This window comes from Pseudoalteromonas aurantia (assembly GCF_005886875.1).
Taxonomy (GTDB): Bacteria; Pseudomonadota; Gammaproteobacteria; order Enterobacterales; family Alteromonadaceae; genus Pseudoalteromonas; species Pseudoalteromonas aurantia_A.
Map to the genome: position 1 here is coordinate 1 of NZ_PNBY01000017.1, position 22,360 is coordinate 22,360.

Consider the following 22,360-nt stretch of genomic DNA (forward strand, 5'->3'; position numbering starts at 1 on the left):
GCGACGGGTTTTTTGCTTTTAGGGTTCAGGAAAAGGAATTTGGGATGAAAGGTCAGTGAAAAGCCATAGACCCTGAAAAGCGATCGACCCTGAAACCAGTTCAGGGAGACGGAGGTTTCTATTTAGAGGTAGTTTTTTATTACGCTCACCTCAGTGTTTTACCGAAGAGGTCAGGATCCAGTGCAGCGAATTCACCTCACTTTTTTGCCTTCCTGACGAAGGTCAGGACCCAGAACAATCTTTAATAATTGTACCAACCGGTCTAATACTAATTACATTAATGAAAAACTACACTATTGCTCAGTTTCTAGCATTTAGGCTTTTGGCTCTATTAATGCTCTGTGATTAATGTGTTCCAAGCTTTATTACCATTATAAATAATGTCGTAAAGTAAAGTTTTTAGGGGGCGCTTGCCTGAGCGACTTTTTTATTTGGCTTATAAGAATGATTATGGTTTTTAGTAATGTAGTGTAGGTAATGGAGTGTTTTTATTTTTTTGAAGTTGTTTTTATAATAACGAGCTGCCAGTGTTAGAGAGAATTGGCCGTTTTTAAGCTATTTTTAGGAAGTAATTTTATATGACTGAGTTATTTCATTGGTTTGATTTACTTGGTGTAATGGTATTTGCTATTTCAGGTACTTTGATTGCGCACAGTAAACACATGGATGGATTTGGGGTGGTGGTGCTGGCTACTGTTACAGCAATCGGGGGCGGAACCCTTCGGGATATTATTTTAGATATTCCGGTATTTTGGTTACATGATGCAAGTTATTTTATTGCGATTGGTGTCGCCATCATGATCAGCGTTTATTTTTTAAATCGGCATAAGCAAATTCCACAGCAGATGTTACAAATAGCAGATGCGTTTGGCTTGGCATTTTTTGCTGTGATGGGAGTGCAAAAAGCGCTCTCTATTGGAATGCCGGATACAACTGCCATCATAATGGGGGTGATAACCGGGTGCTTTGGTGGGGTTATTCGAGATGTCCTAGCGGGGGATATGCCCCTATTATTAAAGGGGGAGCTGTATGCCATCACGTGTATATTCGGTGGGATAGTATATACTCAACTATCACACTGGTCTTTACCTATTGAAGTCATTATGGTTTGTGCTATGTCTGCAACACTTGGACTACGCTTGTTGGCAATGCATCATAAATGGGTGATCCATATATTTAAATACCCAGAATAGCTAAGTAATCAAAGGGACAAGGATATGTCACTTGCTAAAGTTTATACACGTGCCCAAGTTGGGATCTCTGCACCGGAAGTCACTGTTGAAGTACATTTAAGCAATGGACTACCAGCATTCCATATTGTCGGGTTACCTGAAACCTCGGTAAAAGAAGCCCGAGAGCGGGTGCGCTCCGCGTTAACCAATTCAAAGTTTTTATTCCCTGAGCAACGGATCACTGTTAACTTGGCCCCTGCTGATTTACCGAAAGAGGGCGGACGCTATGATCTGGCGATTGCTGTGGGTATTTTAGTGGCTTCAAACCAGTTACAGGCATTTCAGTCACATCACTATGAATTTTATGGTGAGCTGACATTAAGTGGTGAGGTGCACTCGGTTAATGCCATTTTACCAGCAGTACTTGCGGCAGAGAAAGCACAGAGGTGTTGCTATATTCCACAAGGCAACGATCAGGTGGCCAGTTTAGCGCAACATTGTAATCGAAAGGCAGTAAGCTCGCTACAATCGTTATGGTTAGATTTACAAGGTCAAGATGCGCTGCCATTAAACATGCAGTACCCTGATGTAAAAACACATTCAGTTACCTCACATGTAGACATGAGTGAAGTTAAAGGTCAAAGTGCAGCAAAGCGTGTATTGGAAATTGCGGCGGCAGGAGGTCACAATACACTATTTTTAGGGCCGCCAGGCACTGGTAAGTCGATGCTGGCACAGCGTATGCCGTCGATTATGCCCACACTACTAAACAATGAAGCACTTGAGACCGCCGCAATATATTCATTAATTGGAAAAGCCATTGATATAGAGAATTGGCGAAACCGGCCATTTAGAAGCCCTCACCATACTTGCTCGGCTGTCGCTTTAGTGGGGGGGTCGTCTAATCCCAAGCCGGGAGAGATTTCTCTGGCGCATAATGGTGTGTTATTTCTTGATGAGTTGCCTGAGTTTGAGCGTAAGGTGCTCGACTCGCTACGTGAACCGATGGAAACAGGCTTGGTAACAATATCTAGAGCTGCCCGCCAAGTTGATTTTCCTGCTCGGTTTCAGCTGATTGCAGCATTAAATCCAAGCCCGACTGGGTCTATTTCAGATAAGCGGGCCACACCAGATCAAGTACTTCGGTATTTATCAAAAATATCAGGCCCATTTTTAGATCGAATTGATTTGCAAATTGAACTACCAAGGTTAACTACACAAGAGCTACAAACTGAAACTTGTGCAGAATCAAGTGAAACCATAAGAAATAGGGTGAACACTGCGCACCGTATTGCCATTGAGCGTCAAGGTATGTGTAATGCATTGTTAGGCAACAAAGCGCTTAGTCAGTTTTGTAAATTAGGTCATGCAGAATCACAGTTTTTAGGTGCTGCGACCGAGAAGCTTAACTTATCACCGCGTTCATACCATCGTATATTAAAGGTGGCGCGTACCATTGCAGACATGGCCGGAAGAGCGAAAATAGACTTAGTAGATATCAAAGAGGCATTAAGTTACCGAGCGTTTGAGCGGCTATTGTCTCAACTCACTCGGTATTAAAAATGGCTGTGTTAAGCAGAAAGCATGTAGCCTTTACCGCGCACGGTGACAATTCTTTTTTGCTCTTTTTCGTCACCAAGTTTTTTTCTTAACCGACCAATCAACACATCAACGGTTCTGTCGCTAGGGCTCCAATCAGGTTGGCCGATATCTTCTGATATTTTCTCTCTTGAAGTGGCTTTACCGGCGTTGGCGATTAAGCAAATGAGTACCTTATGCTCAGCTTCTGTGAGTCGAGATTCTTCAGCTTGGCCGTTGATTAATGTACGGTTATCAGGATGAAGTTTAAAGTCTGCGTATTCGATAAACTCTTCAGACTCATCTTGATCATCGGCGATGGTTAGGCGTTTACACAACGCTCGCATTCTTAGCTCAAGTTCTAATAGATCAACGGGTTTACAAATGTAGTCATCAGCGCCCTGTGCTAACCCTGCTATACGGTCAGCTTGAGAGTCTCTGCTTGAGAGCATGATCACCCCAATATCTGTCAATGTATTAAGTTCTTTGGCAAGCTCTAACCCATCAGTTGCTGGTAATACAATATCGACAATGGCGAGGGTAATTTTATTCGGTTCTTGCTGGCTACTTTGTACCTTTTCTAACGCACTTGCGCCGGTATTATCGACGTCGATCGAAAACTCTGTATTGGCAAAGTGATTTAAAATACGCTTAGCCAACAGTTCATCATCTTCTACTAATAATACGTGGATGCTCATAGTATCGCTATCTAATCAATAATTACCCCTATATTAGCATTGAGAAAAGTCAGCTGAGAAGTCGAACATGATTATTTTGTGATAAAAAGTGCCGAATAGCGATAATACTTTCAGAACAACACGTTTTTATTGTTAATTAGTGCCTTGAATAGAAAAAGTAGGAGGGTCATATGCTTAAAAGTAGTGGAGGCATTGTCTATATTAAAAGTAGGGTGAAAGAGCATAACCCTCTCACCCAATAAAGCTATTTGCTATAAATGTGGTCCCACCACTGAGGTTGATCTTTTAGGTGCATATCAAAATAGGCAAGCATTGTGTCCCACCAATGGAAGCGACGGTCGCGTACAATAATTTGATGATCTGCCCCTTTATACTCGATCAGTTCAACATCTTGACCAAGTAGCTTGAGTGCGGTGTACATATTATGGCTCTCACCAGGAGGCACATTAGTATCCGCATCACCATGAATTAGTAATAAAGGCGTTGTTACTTTATCGGCATGAAATACTGGACTATGTTGCGAGTAAAGCGATGGATTATTCCATGGGAAGCTGTTTTTAGACGCTTCGCCTGAGTATAAGTAGCCCCACCAACCTTGGCCCCAGTATGAGGTAATATTAGAAATACCGGCATGTGCAATAGATGCACTAAATAAGTCAGTTTTGGTCGCCAGTAGCATCGTCATAAAACCACCATAAGATGCACCTAAGTTACCTAAACGGTTCTTATCGACAAATGGGTAGGCTTCTAAAAACTCGTTAGTACCTTGGATAATATCATCTGCAGTATGTTCTCCCCAAGCATTGACATGTTTGGCTGAAAACTCTTGCCCAAATCCTGTCGCACCTGTTGGTTGCACTACGTAAACCACATACCCTTGTGCTGCCCATAGATTAAACGGATAGCGACCAGTAAAGCCTCTTGATACAGGTGATGTACCGCCATAATAGTAGATTAATGCCGGGTGTTTTTTCGAAGTATCTAGGTTATGTGGTAAGTAAACGCGGCCACTTATCTGCGTGCCTGACTCATTGGTAAAGTTAAACTCCTCCAAAGCGGCGATTTCGCTATTATCATAAGCAACAGGTTTTGAGTCCCATAGCACTTTCGTTTTGTTACGTTTTACGGTAACTAGGCTCAGTGCTTGTGGTGATGAAGCTTGACTGCCCGTTACAAGGACCTGACCTTTACTGGTTTTAGAGACGCTGTAATTTTGTACAACATCAAAGCCTGTATTAAGCTTTTTGAAGCGACGCTTACTTTCGTCGTATAAATACAGTTTTTTTGTATCTTTGTCCGTAACATTCAGCACTGCATCACCATTGCTGAGTACCTGTAAACCTCCAATTGCAGGGTCGAATTTTTTACTGAGGGCTTGCGGTTTTTCGCCATCATTATTCAACAGGTAGAGCTGACCATCGTAATTGTTGGCTAGCATGTCTTTTGGCAGGTTTCTGCCAAGGCCTTGGCTAAAGTCGGGGCCAGCTATAACGTAAATGCCTTTGTCTGTGTATTTAGCTCGGTTAAATGTTCTATATTCACCAAGCATTTTTTCTGTGTGGTTCGATAAGTCTATTTCCACTAACTCGGTGAGCATATGTGGAGGCGCTGCGTAATTAACTGGGTTACGAGTGACTAGAACGGTATTACGTTTATTATCAAAATCAGCTATGCGAGTACTGAGCTTACTTTCAGAAATGGTACTGACTAATCCAGACTTTACATCGAGTAAAAAAGGTTGGCTTATTGAACGCGCATATGACCAACGATCTTCCAGGCCTGAGTAATGCTTTACGAGCGTATGTTTGTCATCAGGTGTATTTGACCACGAGAAAATGAGCGTATCTTTGTCGAAAAATTGATAACCTGATGCGCCTGTAAAGTGTTCTGCAACGGTTTTTATGCTGAAATCTTTAATATTGAGTATAGAGACTCGTTTATCTTGCGTAAACACAATGGCATTTGAGTCTGGTGACCATGATACTTGCGACGCTGATACACCAGAAAGGCGATATAGTACGTCACCCTCGATGTTTTTCAGGCTGGTATTGCTAATTGCAGCATTTTTACGGTTTGCTTGGTAATGGCGCTCTGTCGCTACGTAAAATTTTCCGTTTGGTGAAAGTGAGATAGCACTAATTGTTGGCGCATCATAAAGTTGTTTTGCCGAGAGTGCAGTCGTCGTTTTTTGTGTCAAAACAATCTCATCATGCTCAGTTTTTGGTGTGTAATCAATTACCACCTTTTTCCAGTCATCTACTTGTTCAGTGATAATAATCACTTGATGATCGCCTGTGACCGCATGAATGGAGAATTCATTTTTCCCAGTTAATGGCTCGCCATTGAGAAATACATGGGCTTTTTCGATCCCCGATAGGGTAAAAGTGCCTTCAACAAAACGTGTCGTGCTAAAATTGAAACGCAGTGCTTGCATACCATTAACGGTGAGCGCATTTACTTGCTCAAGGCTTTGCCATGAGCGGGTATTACCAAATACTTCCAGTTTTTGGTTAGGCTTTTGTAACTGAGGCAGCAAATTATTAATTATGCTTTTTTGATGCGGTGTATTATGAGGTTTTATGGTACTTTGTGTACCTAATGGACCGATAAACTGTATTTTACTCTCATCGAGAGGAGCTGCGACCAGCTGTGTTGCAACAGCTGAGAGCAATAATGTAACCGCGGTACGGAAAATCATAGTTGAGCCTATTGTAGGTAATAATATTGGCCCAATATATCATATATATCACTATTAATAATCGGTCATGCGATTAACTGTCGCCAGCCTAATTGTAAGGAGTTACCCGTTGTTTCTATTAGTTAGTTATATGCTAATTGCCATCACCATTTCATTTTTATGCTCTGTGATGGAGGCGGTGCTATTAAGTATTACGCCAAGCCATATTGCTATTTTGAAAAAAACGCGTTTGACGTTAGCACTGCGGGTGCAAGCTTTAAAGAACAATATAGATAAGCCATTGGCGGCTATTTTAACCTTAAACACAGTGGCACATACAGCTGGTGCGGCTGGCGTGGGGGCTCAAGCTGCGGTGGTATTTTCTGATGCGGCGGTGGGTATTGCTTCTGCTGTTATGACGTTGTTGGTCTTGGTGCTATCTGAAATCATTCCAAAGACACTCGGTGCAACTTATTGGCGTACATTAACACCCATCGTATCTTTATGTTTGGTATGGTTGATCAGAATTTTAAAACCGTTTGTTTGGTTATCTGATCAGTTAACAAAATTGATGGGCAGCAAAGAAAACGAAGCACAGTATATTCGACAAGAAATTGAAGCAATGGCTGAAATGGGATCTGAGGCGGGGGCATTAGATGAAGATGAAACCCAAACGATCCGCAGTTTGTTACGGTTTAAACACGCGAAGTTAGAGAAGGTTATGACACCTCGAACGGTGTTGTTTAAAGTTCATAAAGACATGACGGTGCATGAGTATTTATCTGAACACGGCGCTATTTCATTCTCTCGTGTATTAATTTACGACAAAAATACCGACGACATTATTGGCTTTGTGCATAAAAACGATATTATGCTGGCGTACCATCGTTTGGGTGAGAATTATAAAATTGGTAAATTAGCGATTGATCTGTATACCGTTCCAGAAACGTTGGCAGCCCCTGAATTGTTCCAAACACTATTGGAAAAGCGAATTCATATTGCTTTAGTAATAGATGAATACGGTGATATTCAAGGTATAGTTACCCTTGAAGATATGTTGGAGTCTTTAATGGGCATGGATATTGTAGATGAGCGAGATCAGTCTTCAAACATGCAACTTGCCGCAAAACAAAAGTGGCGCGATCGGGTTGATAATCACTCGCACCTGATTGAAGCTGATGAAGAGCAGTTAGAAAGTAAACCTAAGAGTTAGAGTTTGTCATTCTGAGCCAAGAGCGGATCCAACGGATAAACTCTTTTTTTGGTTTTGGTCGACAAATTAAGAAGCCTTGCATAAGTAGGTTATGCTTGTATCTATCTAGGTATTGTAACTCCTCGATACGTTCAACGCCTTCAGCTACAATACTCAGGCGTTCGTTTTGCGCGATATCAACTAAGCTATCAATGAGCACTTGTGAAAATCGGTCAGATTCGACATGAGTGACTAACGAACGATCTATTTTTATCTCGGTGAATGGCAAAGATTTAAGCTGATGAAAATTAGTAAAGCCAGTACCAAAGTCATCCAATGAAATTTCAAATCCGCGGATCCTTAGGCGGTTCATCGTTTCTAATTGTGTGCTACTTTCTAATGGCAAGTGCTCGGTGATCTCTAGAATAATATCCTGCGGTGTTAAACGATTAAGCTCCAAAATAAGTGCCAGCTTATCAGGGCAACTCGGATCATTTAATTGGCTGGGCGATAAATTAAAAGCCAATCTTGCAGGGGGGCATAGTTCTGAGCGAATACATTTAAATTCTTCGGTGGCTTTTTCAAATAACTGAAAAGTTATCAGGTTGATCAAATCAAGATCTTCAGCAGGACCAATAAAACGATGGGGTAAAAGCGTTGTTCCTTCATCTTCAGAAACAATGCGCGCTAGCACTTCTATGCTGGTGACGTGTTTTGTAGATCGGTTTACCTTTGGTTGATAAAAAGGCGTGACTTGATTATGGCTAATTGCATGTAATAACTCGCTTTCATTTAAAGGAACTTCTGTATGACTTAGAGGGGAAATAAATGACCCTAACTTGTGAAGTAATCTATCCACCTCTGACAATTGTACGGGTTTGGTTATATTGCCAATCAAATGTGCATTACACTGCCTTGCTAAATCAGCTGCTAGATTAATAACTTTATTATCCATTTCAGAAATGATCGCAACCCCTCCAGCATACTTTAATTCACCGAGTTGCCGGATCAACTCCATACCATCTATCTCTGGCATGTTTAAATCGGTAAATACGGCATCATACTGATGGGCGGCTTGTCGTATTTTTTGCAGCGCTTGGGTCGCATCACTACAGCAGCTAATATACGTCACTCCCAATTCAGTCAAAATGGCTTTCATTACCATTAAAATCGCCTGAGAATCATCGACAACCATTATTTTATTTACTTTGACCGTCATAACATTTCCTTTGAAAACGTGGCTGCTATGAGTTTAGTACAGCCTTAGAAAATTAAAATTAATTTAGGTGAAAAGTAGGTTTGTATGCGTCTGGATTTGTTGGGATAATAAAGAAAAAATCAGTGTAATATTGATATGACAAAAGTTGAATTTACCCTTGCTGATCTCCAATTTGTGGTTCATGCGTCAGCAGAACAAATAGTACAAGTATTTTGTGATAAGCAAGCACTTGCGCTGGAAGACGGTGGTAACAATGTTTACCATGCCGACGCACATGGGCACCAGTTTCAGTTTAATACAGAGAAGTTATTCGAAGGTCAAATTGCAATTGCGATTAATGGCCAAGCGTGGCAGTGGATTGAACTGCCGGCTCCTGAAAAAAAGAGCGGCTTTAGCTTTATGGGGTTAGCTGCGTTAGGGTTTAAATTATTTAAAAGTGCAAAGGTGGTTAAAGCTGCATTGGCGGGTGCATCAGTTGCAGGTTACGCATGGTTATTTTCATGGCAGTTCGCCATTATGTTGATTGTGTGTTTAGTGATTCATGAATATGGTCATGTTCGTGCTATGCAATACTTTAAAATAAAAACTAAAGGCATTTATTTGATCCCATTTGTCGGTGGCTTGGCGATCAGTGACGACAAAATTACGACTCGTTGGCAAGATGTGGTGATTTCGTTAATGGGTCCCGCATTTGGCCTTATCACCTCCGTACTCGGGGTCGTGTTGTATTACGCTACTGAAATGGAGATTTTTGCTGGCGTAGCGGTACTCAGTGCTTTATTAAATTTGTTTAATTTATTGCCAATGTTACCATTAGATGGTGGACATGTTCTAAAAAGTATCAGCTTTTCAATGCGTTCTTGGGTTGGGTTATTCGTCTGTTTAGGTGGCGTATTATTTGGTTTATGGGTCAGCTATACCTTTGGGTTAATGTTACTGGTCTTTTTCTTATTCATAGGCACACTTGAAATTATGTTTGAATGGCGCGGTCGTCATCAATCTCATTTAGTGCCATTAGATCGCTATGGGCAGGTATTTTCGGCAGTTATGTATGTGGTTGTGGTTGCTGCGCACGTTGCCGTTATGATGCATTTTGCAGACTCAGAAAGTGCTATTCTGAGTCTGCCAATGAAGATTTTATCAAGTTGATCTGGCTTCTTTGATATACAAATGTATAGCCGTCATGCCCATGTCAGTATGGCGGCAATAACCACTCCAGAAATAAGCAGTTGTAATAAGCAAAAACCCATAATATCTCTCGCCTTCAACCCAGCGATTGCCAACACTGGCAATGCCCAAAATGGTTGAATCAAATTAGTCCATGCATCACCCCAAGCAACTGCCATGGCAACACGCGGGACCTCAGCGCCTAACATTTCTGCTGCAGGTAATACAATCGGGGCTTGAATAGCCCATTGTCCGCCGCCGGAGGGAATGAAAATATTGACTAGTCCAGCACTCATAAAGCTCCAAAAGGGCAATGTATCAGCGGTGCTGATTGCGACAAAAGCACGTGAAATTTGTTGTGCTAAGCCTGAGTCGACCATGACCGCCATGATACCAGCGTAAAATGGAAATTGAATAACGACCCCTGCACCGCCGGGCATCGCGTTTTGTAAACTGTTTAATAAGTTTGCGGGAGTTTTATGCAATAAAATAGCTAAGAATAAAAATATGCCAATGACGCTATTTAAATTAAGGCCATTATTTTCAATAAAGAAGTAGTGCGCTAAATACGTGCAGCCGAGCAGGCCAACCGCGCTGCCAAGCCAAGGGTTATGTTCAAGCTTATGTGCAGGTGTCATGTGTGTTGTTGGTGAAGTGGTATCGGGGTTTGTATCTGCTAATTTATGTTTATCTATCATGACTTGCTTTTCTGACGGTGGCAGTAAACAAGCATTTAAAATGGGCATGATGATCAGCATAGCGATCAACAGTATGATATTAAACGGTGCAAATAGTGTGTTTGCTGTTTCAACCACGCCAATATCCGCCACAGAGAAGTGCCCAGCTGTGGCGATTGTTAAAGGTACTGACCCAGATAACCCGCCATGCCATACGATGAATCCAGAGTATGCGCTAGCAACTAATACCCGGTAATCCACATTAATGTGTTTTGCAAGAGACTTGGCAAACAGTGCACCAACCACCAACCCAAACCCCCAGTTTATCCAGCTTGCTAACATAGATATTACGGTGATGAGAATGATTGCAACCGTGGGGGTTTTGGCTTTTTGAGCCATTTTATCAAGGGCACGAACGCATATTGGAGTGCTTGCTAACATATATCCTGAAAGTAGCACCAACAGCATTTGCATGGCGAATGTGAGTAATGTCCACAGTCCTTGACCCCAGGCATTGATGGCATCTATCGGTGTAAAAGGCGTGACGGTACTGGCTAAAATTAGTACGATAAGTGTGAGCAGTAATACAAACACATATGGATCGGGTAAGTAGCGCTCAACCAAATGGGTCAAGGGGCGAGTGAGTCGGTAAAACATGGCAGAACATCCTAGTTTTTGTTTTATCTTAACTAACTTTTTAACCAAAAGTTAGTGTAATACACTAATTTGTAAGATTGAATTAAGTTTTTTACTTTCTAAGTTTCTGATTATTATATAAAATTATATTGGCACGAAAGCTGTATTATCAGAGATAGTTTATTATTTTTATTTATAAGAGGTTGCCATGGCAGGACAAGGTTCAGGCGGCAATGTGATCGCCGCAATATGTAATATTTTCTTCCCAGGTTTAGGACAATTAGTTCAAGGGCGTATTTTATCTGCTTTAATTTTTGCCATTATTGTTGTTGGTGGGTACGCGTTATGGTTTTTGATTATACCAGGGGTGATTGCCGCAATTGCACATTTATGGTCAATCATTGATGCTGCTAAATACCGCAGTGACTCAAGGTATGATCGCAGTTAGCCATAGACTGAGTGTTAAAACACTAAGCAGTGTTGAAAGCGCAACACTGCTTGCCATCACAGCTTGCTGTGTGCCTAGCTGGCGAGCAACTAAATAAGCATTAACCCCCAAAGGTGACGCACTCATAAGGGTAACAACCGCGACTGTTTTTATATCTAAGTCAAATCCCCATCTTGCTAATGCATATACACCACAAGGTAATACGACGAGCTTAGTTATGCTCAATACTAGAGCTTGTTGCCAAGCTTGTTTTATGGCGTAGTTAACTAGGCTGCCACCTAGTACAAATAATGCACCAGCTATAGCGGGTTGGGCAAGTAATGACAGTGCGGACTGAAGTGGGTCTGGCATTGGGATACTGAGCGAATTGGCCAATAAACCGCCACTGATACTGAGTACAATAGGATTAACAAATAACGGCTTAATTAAATCAATAAAGCGACGCTCTTGTTTAGTGGAGCAGGCAAAGGTGAGTGCGAATAACAAGGCGCTATGAAATGTGATAATAATAAATACTAATGCACCATATTGGGCCCCTAAACTTGTAATAATAATAGGTAAACCAACGAGAACAGTATTGGAGTACGTGCAACCGAGTGCCAATACCGCTGAGTCTGAGAGTGTCATATTTTTTAGTATTTTAAATAACACAACACATAGAACATAAATGAGAAATATAGGGCCATAAAAACTGAGTATGATGTTAGCAGAAAGCACTTGGCTTAAATCAGCTTGATACATACTGATAAACAAATAAGTTGGAATTGCGATATTGAAAAAAAAGTGACGAAGCCCGTTAAAATGTTCAGTTGATAGCAGTTTTAACTTTGCACATATAAACCCGATAAGGGCAACAAAGACCAATGGAAACAAAATACTTAACGGTTGCATAAACAATCTAGGTGAAAATGAAAACACTATTATCCGCGCTCTAGTTGTACAGAACAAGCACTTGCACAGTATAATAACGGGGTTAATAGGTAAATAAGGTTGAATTTTGGAGTATCAATTTATCCGCGACCCCATTACGGGGTTTAAAGTCAAAATTAGCGATGAGCAAGTACTTATCGCACGTTGGTTAAATGAAGAGCTTGATAAAAGTGAAGTAGCTGATTTATTGGCACGATGTAAGACAATGACAAAAGGTCAAGCTGCTTGGGTTCGATTAGGCAGTGAAATACGCTTTACGTTAAATACAGAGGAAGCGTTATTTGAAGCACATGCGTTATTTCAAGAGGGTAGTGATATTAGCCAGTATGCAGATGATGCGCTAGCGTTGGATGATCATGGCTTAGTTGCGGGATGTGGCTTTGAAGATTTTGTTGACCTATTGACCGCATGGCAGCAATTTATTACTGGTCGTTAGCCTAAAAGTTATAACCCACATATTATGATGTGGGTTGCCCATAAATTTGTTCCGCTCGATTAAATAGCACCCAAGAGGTCAAAATATACTTATCGTTAGAAACGGGTTTGTTGCCACGGTGTGTATGCGTGAAGTAACCAGGTGCGATTACCATCGTGCCTTTTTTAGGTGCAATCCTTTTATTTTGATATACAAATTCAGTTTCGCCACCGTCTTGTACATCATTCAGGTAAAACATAAACAACAGAACACGATGTAATGCTTCGTTATGCCCAAGCTGAGGGTAAACTTCACTATGCCAGTACGGATAACCTCCTTTATTAACTTCATATTTTTGTGCCTGAATAGAACCTAAGCGGAATAGCTGTTGGGTCAGCAGGTGTATTTGAGGTTTGCCAACTTCATCAAAGTTATCAACGGTTAAATCAACGGGTTGGCCTGTACTTGGGTGATATACCTTTAAACCAAAAGCACCAATTAACATAAAAAAATGCTCTTCAATGTATTGAAATACGTGTTGTGCTGTGACTTGTTGAATATGCTGTAAATGATCGGCATATTCAGGATGTGAATTTAAGTACAGATCTTGGCTTACTTTTTTGCTAAGGTCGATACCACCTGATGTGGTCCCTTGTTGTAAGTGTGGGCTCTGCTCAAATGTAGTGATAAATTGATCACAAAACTCAGTACTTAGCGCGTTTTCATAAACGCGAATAAAATCAGTCATGACTGTACCTACATGTTATTGGAATTATTATGCTGTCAGAAGTATTAATGCCTCGGTTTAGTGAAACCGACGTTTTAGGACATATCAACAATACCGTACTCCCCGTGTGGTTTGAAGCCGCACGAGTGCCAATTTTTAAAATATTTACCCCAGACTTAAACCCACATGCGTGGAAATTGATTGTTGCCAAGGTCGAAGTTACTTTTACTGGTGAGTTATTTTATGGCCAACCGGTTGAAATTAAAACGCATATTGAAAAGATTGGGAATAGCTCCTTTGTCATTTTACAGCAAGCTTGGCAGCATGATGAATGCTGTGCTGAAGGTAAAACGGTTATGGTACGATATGACTTTGCAAGTAAGTCGACTCAGGCATTAAGTACAGATGAACGTAATGCCTTAACCGCGCTTTTATAAACACTCAGTCATACCCTATTTAATAGGTCATCACTTTATAGAGATACCTTAAACTGGTGGCCAATTGCCGGAGAAATACACGGCTTTACCGTGAAGGTATAACTGATTGAACCTTGCGTATCTGTGTGTTTCATAATTTCCAGTATTTCATAGTCATTAAGCTCAACAACTCGACTGTCAGGTGTAAGCTGGCATCGAGATTTACTGTCGGCTTCTTGATCATAAATAAAGTTAGCAAGTACTTTCTGCCGCCACTGGAAAAAGCGCTCTGAGCGTGCTGTATTGTCTTTAATGGCTGAACGTACTTCATCTACGGTTTCTTGTGAGTTGATATCTTCAATATTGATTGATTTGGAACTGTCTTTAGGCGTAGTTTGGTCCTCTTTTTTAATTGTAATGATCGCAGCGTCCGAAGGGCTATCAATGTTAACTGCGATTTTTTTATCTGATATGGTGTTGGCTATGTCGCTTATTATGAGATTTACGCCGTGAGCTAATCCCGAACTACTTAAAAATAATGCCATATTCAGGGTTAACATAAAGCTTAAGGCGAAGCGAGCAATCCCTGTTGTAATAGGAAACCTGTAGCATGGAGATTGCCATAATTTGGCCAATCCAAATGGCTTTATTAACAGCAAGAATAGAATGTAAAGTGGCATGAGTAATTGCAGTAGCAACAAGGCCCCCACGCTGGTGGTGATAAACCAAGTAGGCAAAGAAAGGAGGACACTTAAGTTATGTGTATACGGAAAGTGGTCTGAACTTACGCCTGTTATGTCATTGACGTGCCCTGCAGCTTGCACAAGCGCAAAGTTGGCTATAAACGCATAAAATAAAAATATCAGAGACTTGCCTGGTAAGCTGTCCCAAAAATATAAAAATTTAGGCCAAAATTCATGGATCAACCCGGCTAACACCAAAGTAGACACGATGAATAATGCAAATCCATTCGTGGAGTCAATCTCTGATATAGCTAACGTGATATAAGTTGTACAGGCTAAAAAGTAGCTACGTTGTGCAAATGTGAGACTGAACCAAAATGCTTGAAAGCGCTCTTTATAAGCTCGTATAAAAGACGATATTGAAAAGCTATTGACGAAAGGTATTTGACGCATAACGACCTTGTTATTATTGTTATGCGCCAATGATAGGTGCTTATAGTAAAGGCTTCAAGTATTTACCTGTATGAGATGCTTCACATTGAGCGACTTGCTCGGGTGTACCAGCAATTAATATTTGGCCGCCGCCTGCACCGCCTTCAGGGCCAAGGTCAACAATCCAATCTGCTGTTTTAATCACATCTAAGTTGTGCTCAATGACCACTACGGTGTTCCCGTGGTCACGCAATCTATGTAAAACAACCAATAATTGCTGAATATCATGGAAGTGTAAGCCCGTTGTTGGCTCATCTAAGATATAAAGAGTCTTACCGGTATCGCGTTTTGATAATTCACGCGCCAATTTTACCCGTTGCGCTTCACCACCTGAAAGTGTGGTTGCCGCTTGTCCTAAACGAATATAAGACAAGCCTACATCCATTAACGTTTGTAGCTTGCGGTTAATCGCTGGAATTTTTTCGAAGAAGCTATGCGCATCTTCAACCGTCATTTCTAGCACTTCATGAATATTTTTGTCTTTATAGAGCACTTCGAGCGTTTCACGGTTATAGCGTTTGCCTGTACACACATCACACGGAACGTATACATCAGGTAAAAAGTGCATTTCTACTTTAATAACGCCGTCGCCTTGGCATGCTTCACAGCGTCCGCCCTTCACGTTAAAACTAAAGCGTCCCACTTTATAGCCGCGAGCACGCGCTTCTTGCGTGCCTGCAAAAAGCTCTCGAATAGCAGTAAATATACCAGTGTAAGTTGCTGGGTTTGATCGTGGAGTGCGGCCAATAGGGCTTTGATCTATGTCGATAACTTTATCGAAATGGTCAAGGCCTTTAATTGATTTGTGTGCGGCAGGCTCTGCGGTTGTTGCACCGTTTAGCTCAGTATGTGCAAGCTTAAACAAGGTATCGTTGATTAGAGTAGATTTACCCGACCCAGATACCCCAGTAATACACGTCATTAGGCCAAATGGGATCTGTAGATCTACGTCTTTTAGGTTGTTGCCTGATGCGCCGAATAACTCTAGCCACTTATCATTGGTTGGGTGTCGGTTCTCTGGTACAGCTATGCACTTTTCGCCACTGAGATATTGGCCGGTAATAGAGTCGGGGTTGTTTAATATATCATCGCGGTCACCTTGCGCGATGACATAACCGCCGTGCACGCCGGCACCAGGGCCAATGTCAATAATATGATCTGCGGCTCTGATCGCATCTTCATCATGCTCTACTACAATCACGGTGTTACCTAAATCGCGTAAATGCGTGAGTGTGCTCAGTAAGCGATCGTTATCTCGTTGGTGTAGTCCAATAGATGGTTCATCTAGTACATACATAACCCCCACTAAGCCTGCACCGATTTGGCTCGCTAGACGGATCCGCTGTGCCTCACCGCCAGATAGCGTATCAGCGCTGCGATCAAGTGATAGGTAATTTAGACCAACATTTATTAAGAAAGAAAGACGATCGCGGATCTCTTTTAAGATCTTTTCAGCAATTTTAGCGCGTTGACCTGTGAGCTCTACCGATTGAAAAAAGTTCATAGATTCGCCAATACTCATATTGGTGATCATCGGTAGCGTTGTTTGACCAATAAATACATTGCGAGCTTCTTCGCGAAGACGAGAACCATTACAACTCGGACAAGCTTGATTCGTTTGGTACTTTGCCAACTCTTCTCTTACTGAACTTGACTCAGTTTCACGATAGCGGCGGTTCATGTTGTTTAACACGCCTTCAAACTCATGATTTCTGGTTATGAGGTCGCCACGATCATTTCTATAATTGAAGGATATTTTGGTTTGCCCTGACCCTTCAAGCACAATGGTTTGCGCTTCTTGACTAAGTTCACCAAACGGGGCATCTAAGTCAAAGTTATAATGCTCTGCAACAGATTGCAGCATTTGAAAATAGTAAAAGCTGCGTTTGTCCCACCCTTTAATTGCGCCGCCGCTGAGGCTAAGTTCTTTATTTTGTACTACCCGCTGTGGGTCGAAATACTGACGAACACCTAACCCATCACAGCTTTGACAAGCGCCTGCTGGGTTATTGAATGAAAATAAGCGTGGCTCCAGCTCCATCATCGCGTAGCCACATGTGGGACAAGCGAAATTAGCTGAGAAAATAACCTCTTGGAACTGGGCATCATCCATACTGGCAAGCACAGCAATGCCACCAGATAGTTCAAGTGCTGTTTCAAATGATTCTGCTAAACGTTGTTGTAAACCATCTTTAATCTTAAAACGATCAACGACAACTTCTATGGTGTGTTTTTTCTGTAGTTCCAATGTGGGAGGATCAGATAAATCGCATACTTCACCATCAATTCTCGCTCGAATGTACCCTTGACTTGCTAATTGCTCTAAAAGTTTAACATGCTCGCCTTTTCTGTCTTTAACGACCGGAGCAAGTAACATCATTTTACTGCCTTCAGGATATTCAAGCGCTGTATCAACCATTTGACTGATAGTTTGAGCTGCCAAAGGTAAATCATGTGTTGGGCATCGAGGTTCACCTACTCGGGCAAATAATAGCCTAAGATAATCATAAATCTCAGTAATGGTGCCTACAGTAGAGCGCGGATTGTGCGATGTTGATTTTTGCTCGATGGAAATTGCAGGGGACAAGCCCTCGATATGATCAACATCGGGCTTTTCCATGAGTGATAAAAACTGTCTGGCATAGGCAGATAGTGATTCTACATAACGACGTTGACCTTCAGCATATAAAGTGTCGAATGCTAAAGATGATTTTCCAGAGCCTGAAAGGCCAGTGATCACGATAAGTTTATCGCGCGGTATGGTAAGCGATATATCTTTTAAATTGTGCGTGCGAGCGCCTCTGACTTCTATTTTATCCATGCTGACCTAACTACAGAGTTTAATGGCGATAATGATAGCGAAACAGTATCGCATAATTTGCGTAATATTAACGTATCTTTGCTAAACGAACTAAACTATTCAATAGGATCAATTTGCGAGTCGTTGTTTTGAATATTGCTCAGTGGTGTTGTATCAGCGCGTTAGCATTTGCATCTGGTTACGTTGTGAGCGCTGACTCTAATTGTGAATATGTCGTACGTTTTGAAGATTATGGTGCACAATCTAAATTAGATAAAGTGCCCAATTGGCATGGACTAGATGTAGATTTTGCGAGGGCTCTATTAGATGAATTTGGATGCAGCTATCGTTTTGTCAGTGTGCCATGGGGGCGTGCACTTAAAATGCTAGAAATTGGCGAAATTGACATGATGTTGAGTGTTTCAAAAATAGCTCAGCGGATGCATTATGCGTATTTCATTGGCCCTCAGCGTATGGAGACCATTGTATTTGCAATGAATACAGCCAGAGTCTTTGAGGTACCTAATATTGAAGCTTTGTTTACGTTATCATCACCTATCGCGATCCAGCGAGATGCCTATTATGGTGAAGCGTTTGAAAAGCGTATGGTTCAAGAGCAAGACGTAGATAGTCATTTTATTTATGTGCCAGATAATCAGCTTAAGTTGAATCTATTACGCCATGGCCGGATCTCAGGGTTTTTAGAAGAAAAGTACAATATTTTATATCAGGCTCAAAATAATCCTGATTTTATGTCGATCACACTGAGTTCTTTAGTGGTCAATGAAGAGCCTGTATATTATGCGTTTAGTAAGCGAACCATTAGCAAAGCGCAGTACCATAAATTAAAAGAAGCCTTTACTGCTATTAAAAACTCCGGAAAATTAGCCCAAATCTTAAAAAAGTATAAGTTAGACTGAGTTTTTTTGTTAGAATGTCGCGCGTTAAAGCTGGCTGACAAAAACGAGAAATATGTCCAATCACTCTTTAAATCCTTTAGAAAGACGTGCCGCAGTGTCGCTGGCAAGTGTCTTTGCATTTCGTATGCTTGGCTTGTTCATGCTGATGCCTGTTTTGGCTATTTATGGGCAATCATTCGCAAATGTGTCACCTATGTGGATAGGCTTGGCAATTGGTGCATACGGGCTCACACAAGCGTTACTGCAAATTCCAATGGGCTGGCTATCAGATAAGTTTGGTCGAAAGCCCATTATTATTGCCGGTTTGATTGTATTTGCTTTAGGGTCGGTTGTTGCGGCTACCGCTGAATCAATTTATTGGGTAACGGTAGGTCGCGCATTACAAGGTATGGGGGCAATAGCCAGTGCTTTGCTTGCATTAGCATCGGATTTGAGTCGTGATGAGCAACGGCCTAAAGTCATGGCCGTTATTGGTATGTGCATTGGGCTCAGCTTCGCGATCGCCATGTTATTGGGCCCTATGGTCGCGGCAGCATTTGGTATTGCGGGAGTATTCTGGTTAACGGCTATACTGGCGTTATTAGGAATAGTGATCATTGTTTTTGTGGTACCCAGCGCCATACAACGTGCACCAAAAGGCGACACAGTGGCCTCATTTAGTGATATTCGACGCTTGGTGAAAGATCCTCAATTGATGCGGCTAGACATTGGCGTGATGTTCTTACACCTGACATTAACGACATTGTTTGTGGTGCTACCGGGTCAGCTTATTATCGGTGGGCTTGTTGCTGCTGAACACTGGCAGTTGTATATTCCAGTGCTATTACTGGCGTTTGTTTTTATGGCACCTCTGATGATGGTAGCGATTAAAAAAGGCAAAGAAAAAGCCGCTTTTTTAGCCAGTATTGTATTATTAACATTCAGTTCTATTAGCTTAGTACTTGCCGTTAATTCTATTATAGCAATCGCACTGTGTATGTTATTTTATTTTGTTGCGTTTAACTTTTTAGAAGCGACCATGCCTGCGTTAGTTGCAAGGTTTGCGCCGGCAAATCAAAAAGGGTCAGCAATGGGGGTATTCTCATCTGGCCAGTTTTTTGGGGCATTCCTTGGTGGTTTATTAGGCGGTTATATTGCTGAATTTGGGGAGCCGCAGGGAGTATTTGCTGCGGTAGCCTGTATTGGGGTAATATGGTTGGCAATTGCATGGAACATGCAGATCCCGCCAAAGAGTAAAATAATTAGTTTATCAGTGCCTTTATCTGACGTTGAAAAAGCGGCTGATATAGCGGATAAGTTAGTGATGTTACCGGGTGTGATTGAAGCAACAGTTGTGCGCGAAGAAAGTCGCAGTTACCTTAAAATTGATGACAAAATTTTTGATTTAAATCAGGCTAAGCAAGTGCTTGGCTTGCAATAGAGTGAGGAGAAGGTGCCATGGCACGTGGTGTAAATAAAGTTATTTTGGTTGGTAATTTAGGCCAAGATCCTGAAGTACGTTATATGCCGAACGGCAATGGCGTCGCAAATATTACTTTAGCAACTTCTGATAGTTATAAAGACAAAAACACGGGCCAAATGATCGATAAGACAGAATGGCATCGTGTGGTATTTTTTGGCAAATTAGCTGAAATTGTCGGTGAATACTGTCGAAAAGGTTCGCAAATTTACGTAGAAGGTAAATTGCAAACACGTAAGTGGACCGATCAAAGTGGTCAAGACAAATATACAACTGAAATCGTTGTGGATGGTTTTACTGGTCAAATGCAGATGTTAGGTGCGCGTGGCGATCAGCAAGGCGGCGGCCAGTATCAAGGTGGACAGCAGCAAGGTGGTTATTCACAACCACAAGCGCAATATAACCAAGCGCCTCAGCAAGGTGGCGGTCAATATCAAGGTGGACAGCAGCAAGGTGGATTTTCGCCTCAAAACCAAAATGCCCCGCAGCCTGCAAGTCCTCCACAAGGTGGGTTTGCACCTCAACAAGCTGCCCCTGCGCAGCCTCAGCAAAGTGCTCCGCAGCAACAAGGTGGTTTTGCACCGAAGCCCGCACCTGCTGGTGGCGCATCCAATCCAATGGAACCGCCTATCGATTTTGATGACGATATTCCTTTCTAGCACATAGTTATTTTATAACTGTAAAGTTAAACATCATAAATAATAAAAACCCACTGTTACTAGTGGGTTTTCTATTTTCTACACTTTTACTTTTAAAGTTTTAGGCTGATTAGTCATGATGTGGATACTTTAGGACTTAGGTATTATTCCACAGCCATATAAATTAACCTCAGTTCTGGATAGGCGAATTTGCCCAATAAAGCTATTTTTCACTCCCGGCGTTGCTTTCATTTATATTTATATTAGCCCGCTATTACTGCATAAAAACGCCTTGATATTGAGCAAAATATCATCGTTGGATTTTACGTAAGTTTGTTTTTAAAAAACTTTCTATTTCAAAACTCTTATCCAAACCTGGGGTTAAATTAGTTGAATTGAAAGCGTATATTGCCTTAGTTAATATCAACAAAACCTTCTTTGTCATAGTGATGACGGTATCGTGACGTACCGCTGTCATATTAGATGGTTTAGTCTGATGACTCACAGAATTACTGGACAGGAGTAACAATGTCTATTTCAGCAGAAAAGTTAAATAAACTACGGATCCAAAACGGTTGGTCACAAGAGCGTTTAGCAGAAATTAGCGGACTAAGTTTGCGCACGATACAAAGGCTAGAGAAAGGTGAAACAGCTTCTTTAGAATCACAGCAAGCAATTTCGAAAGCATTTGATATACCTCCCAGTGAACTTTTAGAAGATACAGAAGTTCAAATTGGTGAAGGTGGAATTAATTGGAGCGGTATTAGTGGTGTTTTAGTCATTACAGCTTTAGTTATCAGTATGTTTGAGTTGGGAGGTGGAGTTGTAGCGTTTATTGATAAACCGAGTATTATTTTATCCGTTTTTATTCCTCTTGGCATGGCTGCAATATCTTTAGGTGGAGGGAAAACTCTAGATATTATTAAATTAATGCGGTTTATCTTTGTTTTACCAAAGCACGAAAAAGGATTACACACTCATGTTTCTAGCCTTAATTGGTTAATTTTTTACTGTTATGCAGCAGGCCTCATTTCAACCTTGATAGGAGTTGTTGCTGTTTTATTTTACCCTGTTGATTTTGCTTATCAAGGTGAGTTGGCTAATCGTCATCCAACATTGTTTGGTATGGGGATTGCGTTCTTAACTTTAGTGTATAGCAGTATATTAGCTGAATTGTTTATTAGGCCTCTAAAACATCAAATTGAGCGATTAATAATCCACCATTCAAACTATAAAAAATGTCAATGAGTAGCTTCAAGATGAATATGTATCTAATAAAAGTAATTATCTTGTGGCTACTATTTAACCTGAGCTGCGCATAAGAAATTGAACTAAATTCCCTTGTGGTGAGCAGATCTTTCGACCAAGAAACATAAGATTACCAAGGCAAGGGCATGAATAACTTAGATGCAATTT

At 41.3% G+C, this 22,360-nt stretch carries 19 protein-coding genes; 11 read left to right on the forward strand and 8 right to left on the reverse strand.

Translation table 11 applies throughout. The features are described 5' to 3' along the window. The first annotated feature begins 578 nt into the window (after positions 1-578). Together CWC18_RS03745 and CWC18_RS03750 are read left to right on the forward strand one after the other, a co-directional pair. Positions 579-1,193, forward strand: a complete 615-nt coding sequence (locus tag CWC18_RS03745) for a trimeric intracellular cation channel family protein (RefSeq protein ID WP_138674738.1) — start codon at positions 579-581, stop codon at positions 1,191-1,193. Positions 1,194-1,217: 24 nt separating this feature from the next. Next, positions 1,218-2,732: a YifB family Mg chelatase-like AAA ATPase gene (locus tag CWC18_RS03750; RefSeq protein WP_138590765.1), complete on the forward strand. Its 1,515-nt coding sequence runs from the start codon at positions 1,218-1,220 to the stop codon at positions 2,730-2,732. 11 nt (positions 2,733-2,743) lie between these two features. Here the strand turns inward: CWC18_RS03750 and CWC18_RS03755 are convergent, their stop codons facing one another. Together CWC18_RS03755 and CWC18_RS03760 are read right to left on the reverse strand one after the other, a co-directional pair. Then, positions 2,744-3,448, reverse strand: coding sequence for a response regulator transcription factor (locus tag CWC18_RS03755; protein ID WP_010361309.1), 705 nt, complete (start codon positions 3,446-3,448; stop codon positions 2,744-2,746). Positions 3,449-3,692: 244 nt separating this feature from the next. After that, positions 3,693-6,146: a S9 family peptidase gene (locus tag CWC18_RS03760; protein ID WP_138674739.1), complete on the reverse strand. Its 2,454-nt coding sequence runs from the start codon at positions 6,144-6,146 to the stop codon at positions 3,693-3,695. A gap of 130 nt (positions 6,147-6,276) precedes the next feature. Between CWC18_RS03760 and CWC18_RS03765 the strand changes: the two genes are divergently transcribed. Beyond that, a complete protein-coding gene (locus CWC18_RS03765; RefSeq protein ID WP_138674745.1) occupies positions 6,277-7,338 on the forward strand; it encodes a CNNM domain-containing protein in 1,062 nt (353 codons plus the stop codon). On the opposite strand, the gene CWC18_RS03770 is transcribed toward CWC18_RS03765, so the two are convergent. After that, complete coding sequence (locus CWC18_RS03770) at positions 7,328-8,536, reverse strand: EAL domain-containing response regulator (protein WP_138674740.1); 1,209 nt, start codon at positions 8,534-8,536, stop codon at positions 7,328-7,330. The two genes, CWC18_RS03765 and CWC18_RS03770, sit on opposite strands and share 11 nt — an antisense overlap. Positions 8,537-8,671: 135 nt before the next feature. On the opposite strand from CWC18_RS03770, the gene CWC18_RS03775 reads away from it, so the two are divergent. After that, entirely contained in the window at positions 8,672-9,685 is a 1,014-nt protein-coding gene (locus CWC18_RS03775) for a site-2 protease family protein (protein WP_138674741.1), read from the forward strand. 32 nt (positions 9,686-9,717) lie between these two features. Here the strand turns inward: CWC18_RS03775 and CWC18_RS03780 are convergent, their stop codons facing one another. Next, complete coding sequence (locus CWC18_RS03780) at positions 9,718-11,037, reverse strand: short-chain fatty acid transporter (protein WP_138590759.1); 1,320 nt, start codon at positions 11,035-11,037, stop codon at positions 9,718-9,720. Between the two features lie 187 nt (positions 11,038-11,224). Here CWC18_RS03780 and CWC18_RS03785 point away from each other — a divergent pair, with 187 nt between their 5' ends. Continuing rightward, positions 11,225-11,464 (forward strand): hypothetical protein, encoded by a 240-nt coding sequence (locus CWC18_RS03785; protein WP_138590757.1) that lies wholly within the window; start codon positions 11,225-11,227, stop codon positions 11,462-11,464. On the opposite strand, the gene CWC18_RS03790 is transcribed toward CWC18_RS03785, so the two are convergent. Beyond that, positions 11,444-12,355 carry an AEC family transporter gene (locus CWC18_RS03790; RefSeq protein ID WP_138590755.1) on the reverse strand — a complete coding sequence of 304 codons (912 nt, stop codon included), beginning with the start codon at positions 12,353-12,355 and terminating at the stop codon, positions 11,444-11,446. The genes CWC18_RS03785 and CWC18_RS03790 overlap by 21 nt on opposite strands. A gap of 106 nt (positions 12,356-12,461) precedes the next feature. On the opposite strand from CWC18_RS03790, the gene CWC18_RS03795 reads away from it, so the two are divergent. After that, on the forward strand, positions 12,462-12,830 hold the full coding sequence (locus CWC18_RS03795) for a YacL family protein (protein ID WP_138590753.1): 369 nt from the start codon (positions 12,462-12,464) through the stop codon (positions 12,828-12,830). Between the two features lie 22 nt (positions 12,831-12,852). Here the strand turns inward: CWC18_RS03795 and CWC18_RS03800 are convergent, their stop codons facing one another. Beyond that, positions 12,853-13,557 (reverse strand): 2OG-Fe(II) oxygenase, encoded by a 705-nt coding sequence (locus tag CWC18_RS03800; protein ID WP_138590751.1) that lies wholly within the window; start codon positions 13,555-13,557, stop codon positions 12,853-12,855. Positions 13,558-13,586: 29 nt separating this feature from the next. Here CWC18_RS03800 and CWC18_RS03805 point away from each other — a divergent pair, with 29 nt between their 5' ends. Further along, complete coding sequence (locus tag CWC18_RS03805) at positions 13,587-13,973, forward strand: acyl-CoA thioesterase (RefSeq protein ID WP_138590750.1); 387 nt, start codon at positions 13,587-13,589, stop codon at positions 13,971-13,973. Between the two features lie 35 nt (positions 13,974-14,008). Here CWC18_RS03805 and CWC18_RS03810 read toward each other — a convergent pair whose 3' ends face one another. Continuing rightward, the gene (locus CWC18_RS03810; protein ID WP_138590748.1) at positions 14,009-15,088 is read right to left on the reverse strand and encodes a hypothetical protein; all 1,080 of its coding nucleotides are present in this window, start codon (positions 15,086-15,088) and stop codon (positions 14,009-14,011) included. A gap of 40 nt (positions 15,089-15,128) precedes the next feature. Continuing rightward, positions 15,129-17,948: an excinuclease ABC subunit UvrA gene (gene uvrA, locus CWC18_RS03815; protein WP_138590746.1), complete on the reverse strand. Its 2,820-nt coding sequence runs from the start codon at positions 17,946-17,948 to the stop codon at positions 15,129-15,131. Between the two features lie 113 nt (positions 17,949-18,061). On the opposite strand from uvrA, the gene CWC18_RS03820 reads away from it, so the two are divergent. The 4 genes from CWC18_RS03820 (at position 18,062) to CWC18_RS03835 (ending at position 22,192) form a co-directional block, all read left to right on the forward strand. Further along, on the forward strand, positions 18,062-18,847 hold the full coding sequence (locus CWC18_RS03820) for a substrate-binding periplasmic protein (RefSeq protein ID WP_249348299.1): 786 nt from the start codon (positions 18,062-18,064) through the stop codon (positions 18,845-18,847). Between the two features lie 52 nt (positions 18,848-18,899). Beyond that, the gene (locus tag CWC18_RS03825) at positions 18,900-20,267 is read left to right on the forward strand and encodes an MFS transporter (RefSeq protein ID WP_138674742.1); all 1,368 of its coding nucleotides are present in this window, start codon (positions 18,900-18,902) and stop codon (positions 20,265-20,267) included. Positions 20,268-20,284: 17 nt separating this feature from the next. Then, positions 20,285-20,965 (forward strand): single-stranded DNA-binding protein, encoded by a 681-nt coding sequence (gene ssb, locus CWC18_RS03830; protein WP_138674743.1) that lies wholly within the window; start codon positions 20,285-20,287, stop codon positions 20,963-20,965. A gap of 507 nt (positions 20,966-21,472) precedes the next feature. After that, positions 21,473-22,192: a helix-turn-helix domain-containing protein gene (locus tag CWC18_RS03835; protein WP_138674744.1), complete on the forward strand. Its 720-nt coding sequence runs from the start codon at positions 21,473-21,475 to the stop codon at positions 22,190-22,192. Positions 22,193-22,360 lie beyond the last annotated feature (168 nt).

Bases quoted from the DNA above. Each gene is read 5' to 3' on its own strand.
- CWC18_RS03745 (WP_138674738.1), top strand. From the start codon at position 579: ATGACTGAGTTATTTCATTGGTTTGATTTACTTGGTGTAATGGTATTT.
- CWC18_RS03750 (WP_138590765.1), top strand. From the start codon at position 1,218: ATGTCACTTGCTAAAGTTTATACACGTGCCCAAGTTGGGATCTCTGCA.
- CWC18_RS03755 (WP_010361309.1), bottom strand. From the start codon at position 3,448: ATGAGCATCCACGTATTATTAGTAGAAGATGATGAACTGTTGGCTAAG.
- CWC18_RS03760 (WP_138674739.1), bottom strand. From the start codon at position 6,146: ATGATTTTCCGTACCGCGGTTACATTATTGCTCTCAGCTGTTGCAACA.
- CWC18_RS03765 (WP_138674745.1), top strand. From the start codon at position 6,277: ATGCTAATTGCCATCACCATTTCATTTTTATGCTCTGTGATGGAGGCG.
- CWC18_RS03770 (WP_138674740.1), bottom strand. From the start codon at position 8,536: ATGACGGTCAAAGTAAATAAAATAATGGTTGTCGATGATTCTCAGGCG.
- CWC18_RS03775 (WP_138674741.1), top strand. From the start codon at position 8,672: ATGACAAAAGTTGAATTTACCCTTGCTGATCTCCAATTTGTGGTTCAT.
- CWC18_RS03780 (WP_138590759.1), bottom strand. From the start codon at position 11,037: ATGTTTTACCGACTCACTCGCCCCTTGACCCATTTGGTTGAGCGCTAC.
- CWC18_RS03785 (WP_138590757.1), top strand. From the start codon at position 11,225: ATGGCAGGACAAGGTTCAGGCGGCAATGTGATCGCCGCAATATGTAAT.
- CWC18_RS03790 (WP_138590755.1), bottom strand. From the start codon at position 12,355: ATGCAACCGTTAAGTATTTTGTTTCCATTGGTCTTTGTTGCCCTTATC.
- CWC18_RS03800 (WP_138590751.1), bottom strand. From the start codon at position 13,557: ATGACTGATTTTATTCGCGTTTATGAAAACGCGCTAAGTACTGAGTTT.
- CWC18_RS03805 (WP_138590750.1), top strand. From the start codon at position 13,587: ATGCTGTCAGAAGTATTAATGCCTCGGTTTAGTGAAACCGACGTTTTA.
- CWC18_RS03810 (WP_138590748.1), bottom strand. From the start codon at position 15,088: ATGCGTCAAATACCTTTCGTCAATAGCTTTTCAATATCGTCTTTTATA.
- uvrA (WP_138590746.1), bottom strand. From the start codon at position 17,948: ATGGATAAAATAGAAGTCAGAGGCGCTCGCACGCACAATTTAAAAGAT.
- CWC18_RS03825 (WP_138674742.1), top strand. From the start codon at position 18,900: ATGTCCAATCACTCTTTAAATCCTTTAGAAAGACGTGCCGCAGTGTCG.
- ssb (WP_138674743.1), top strand. From the start codon at position 20,285: ATGGCACGTGGTGTAAATAAAGTTATTTTGGTTGGTAATTTAGGCCAA.
- CWC18_RS03835 (WP_138674744.1), top strand. From the start codon at position 21,473: ATGTCTATTTCAGCAGAAAAGTTAAATAAACTACGGATCCAAAACGGT.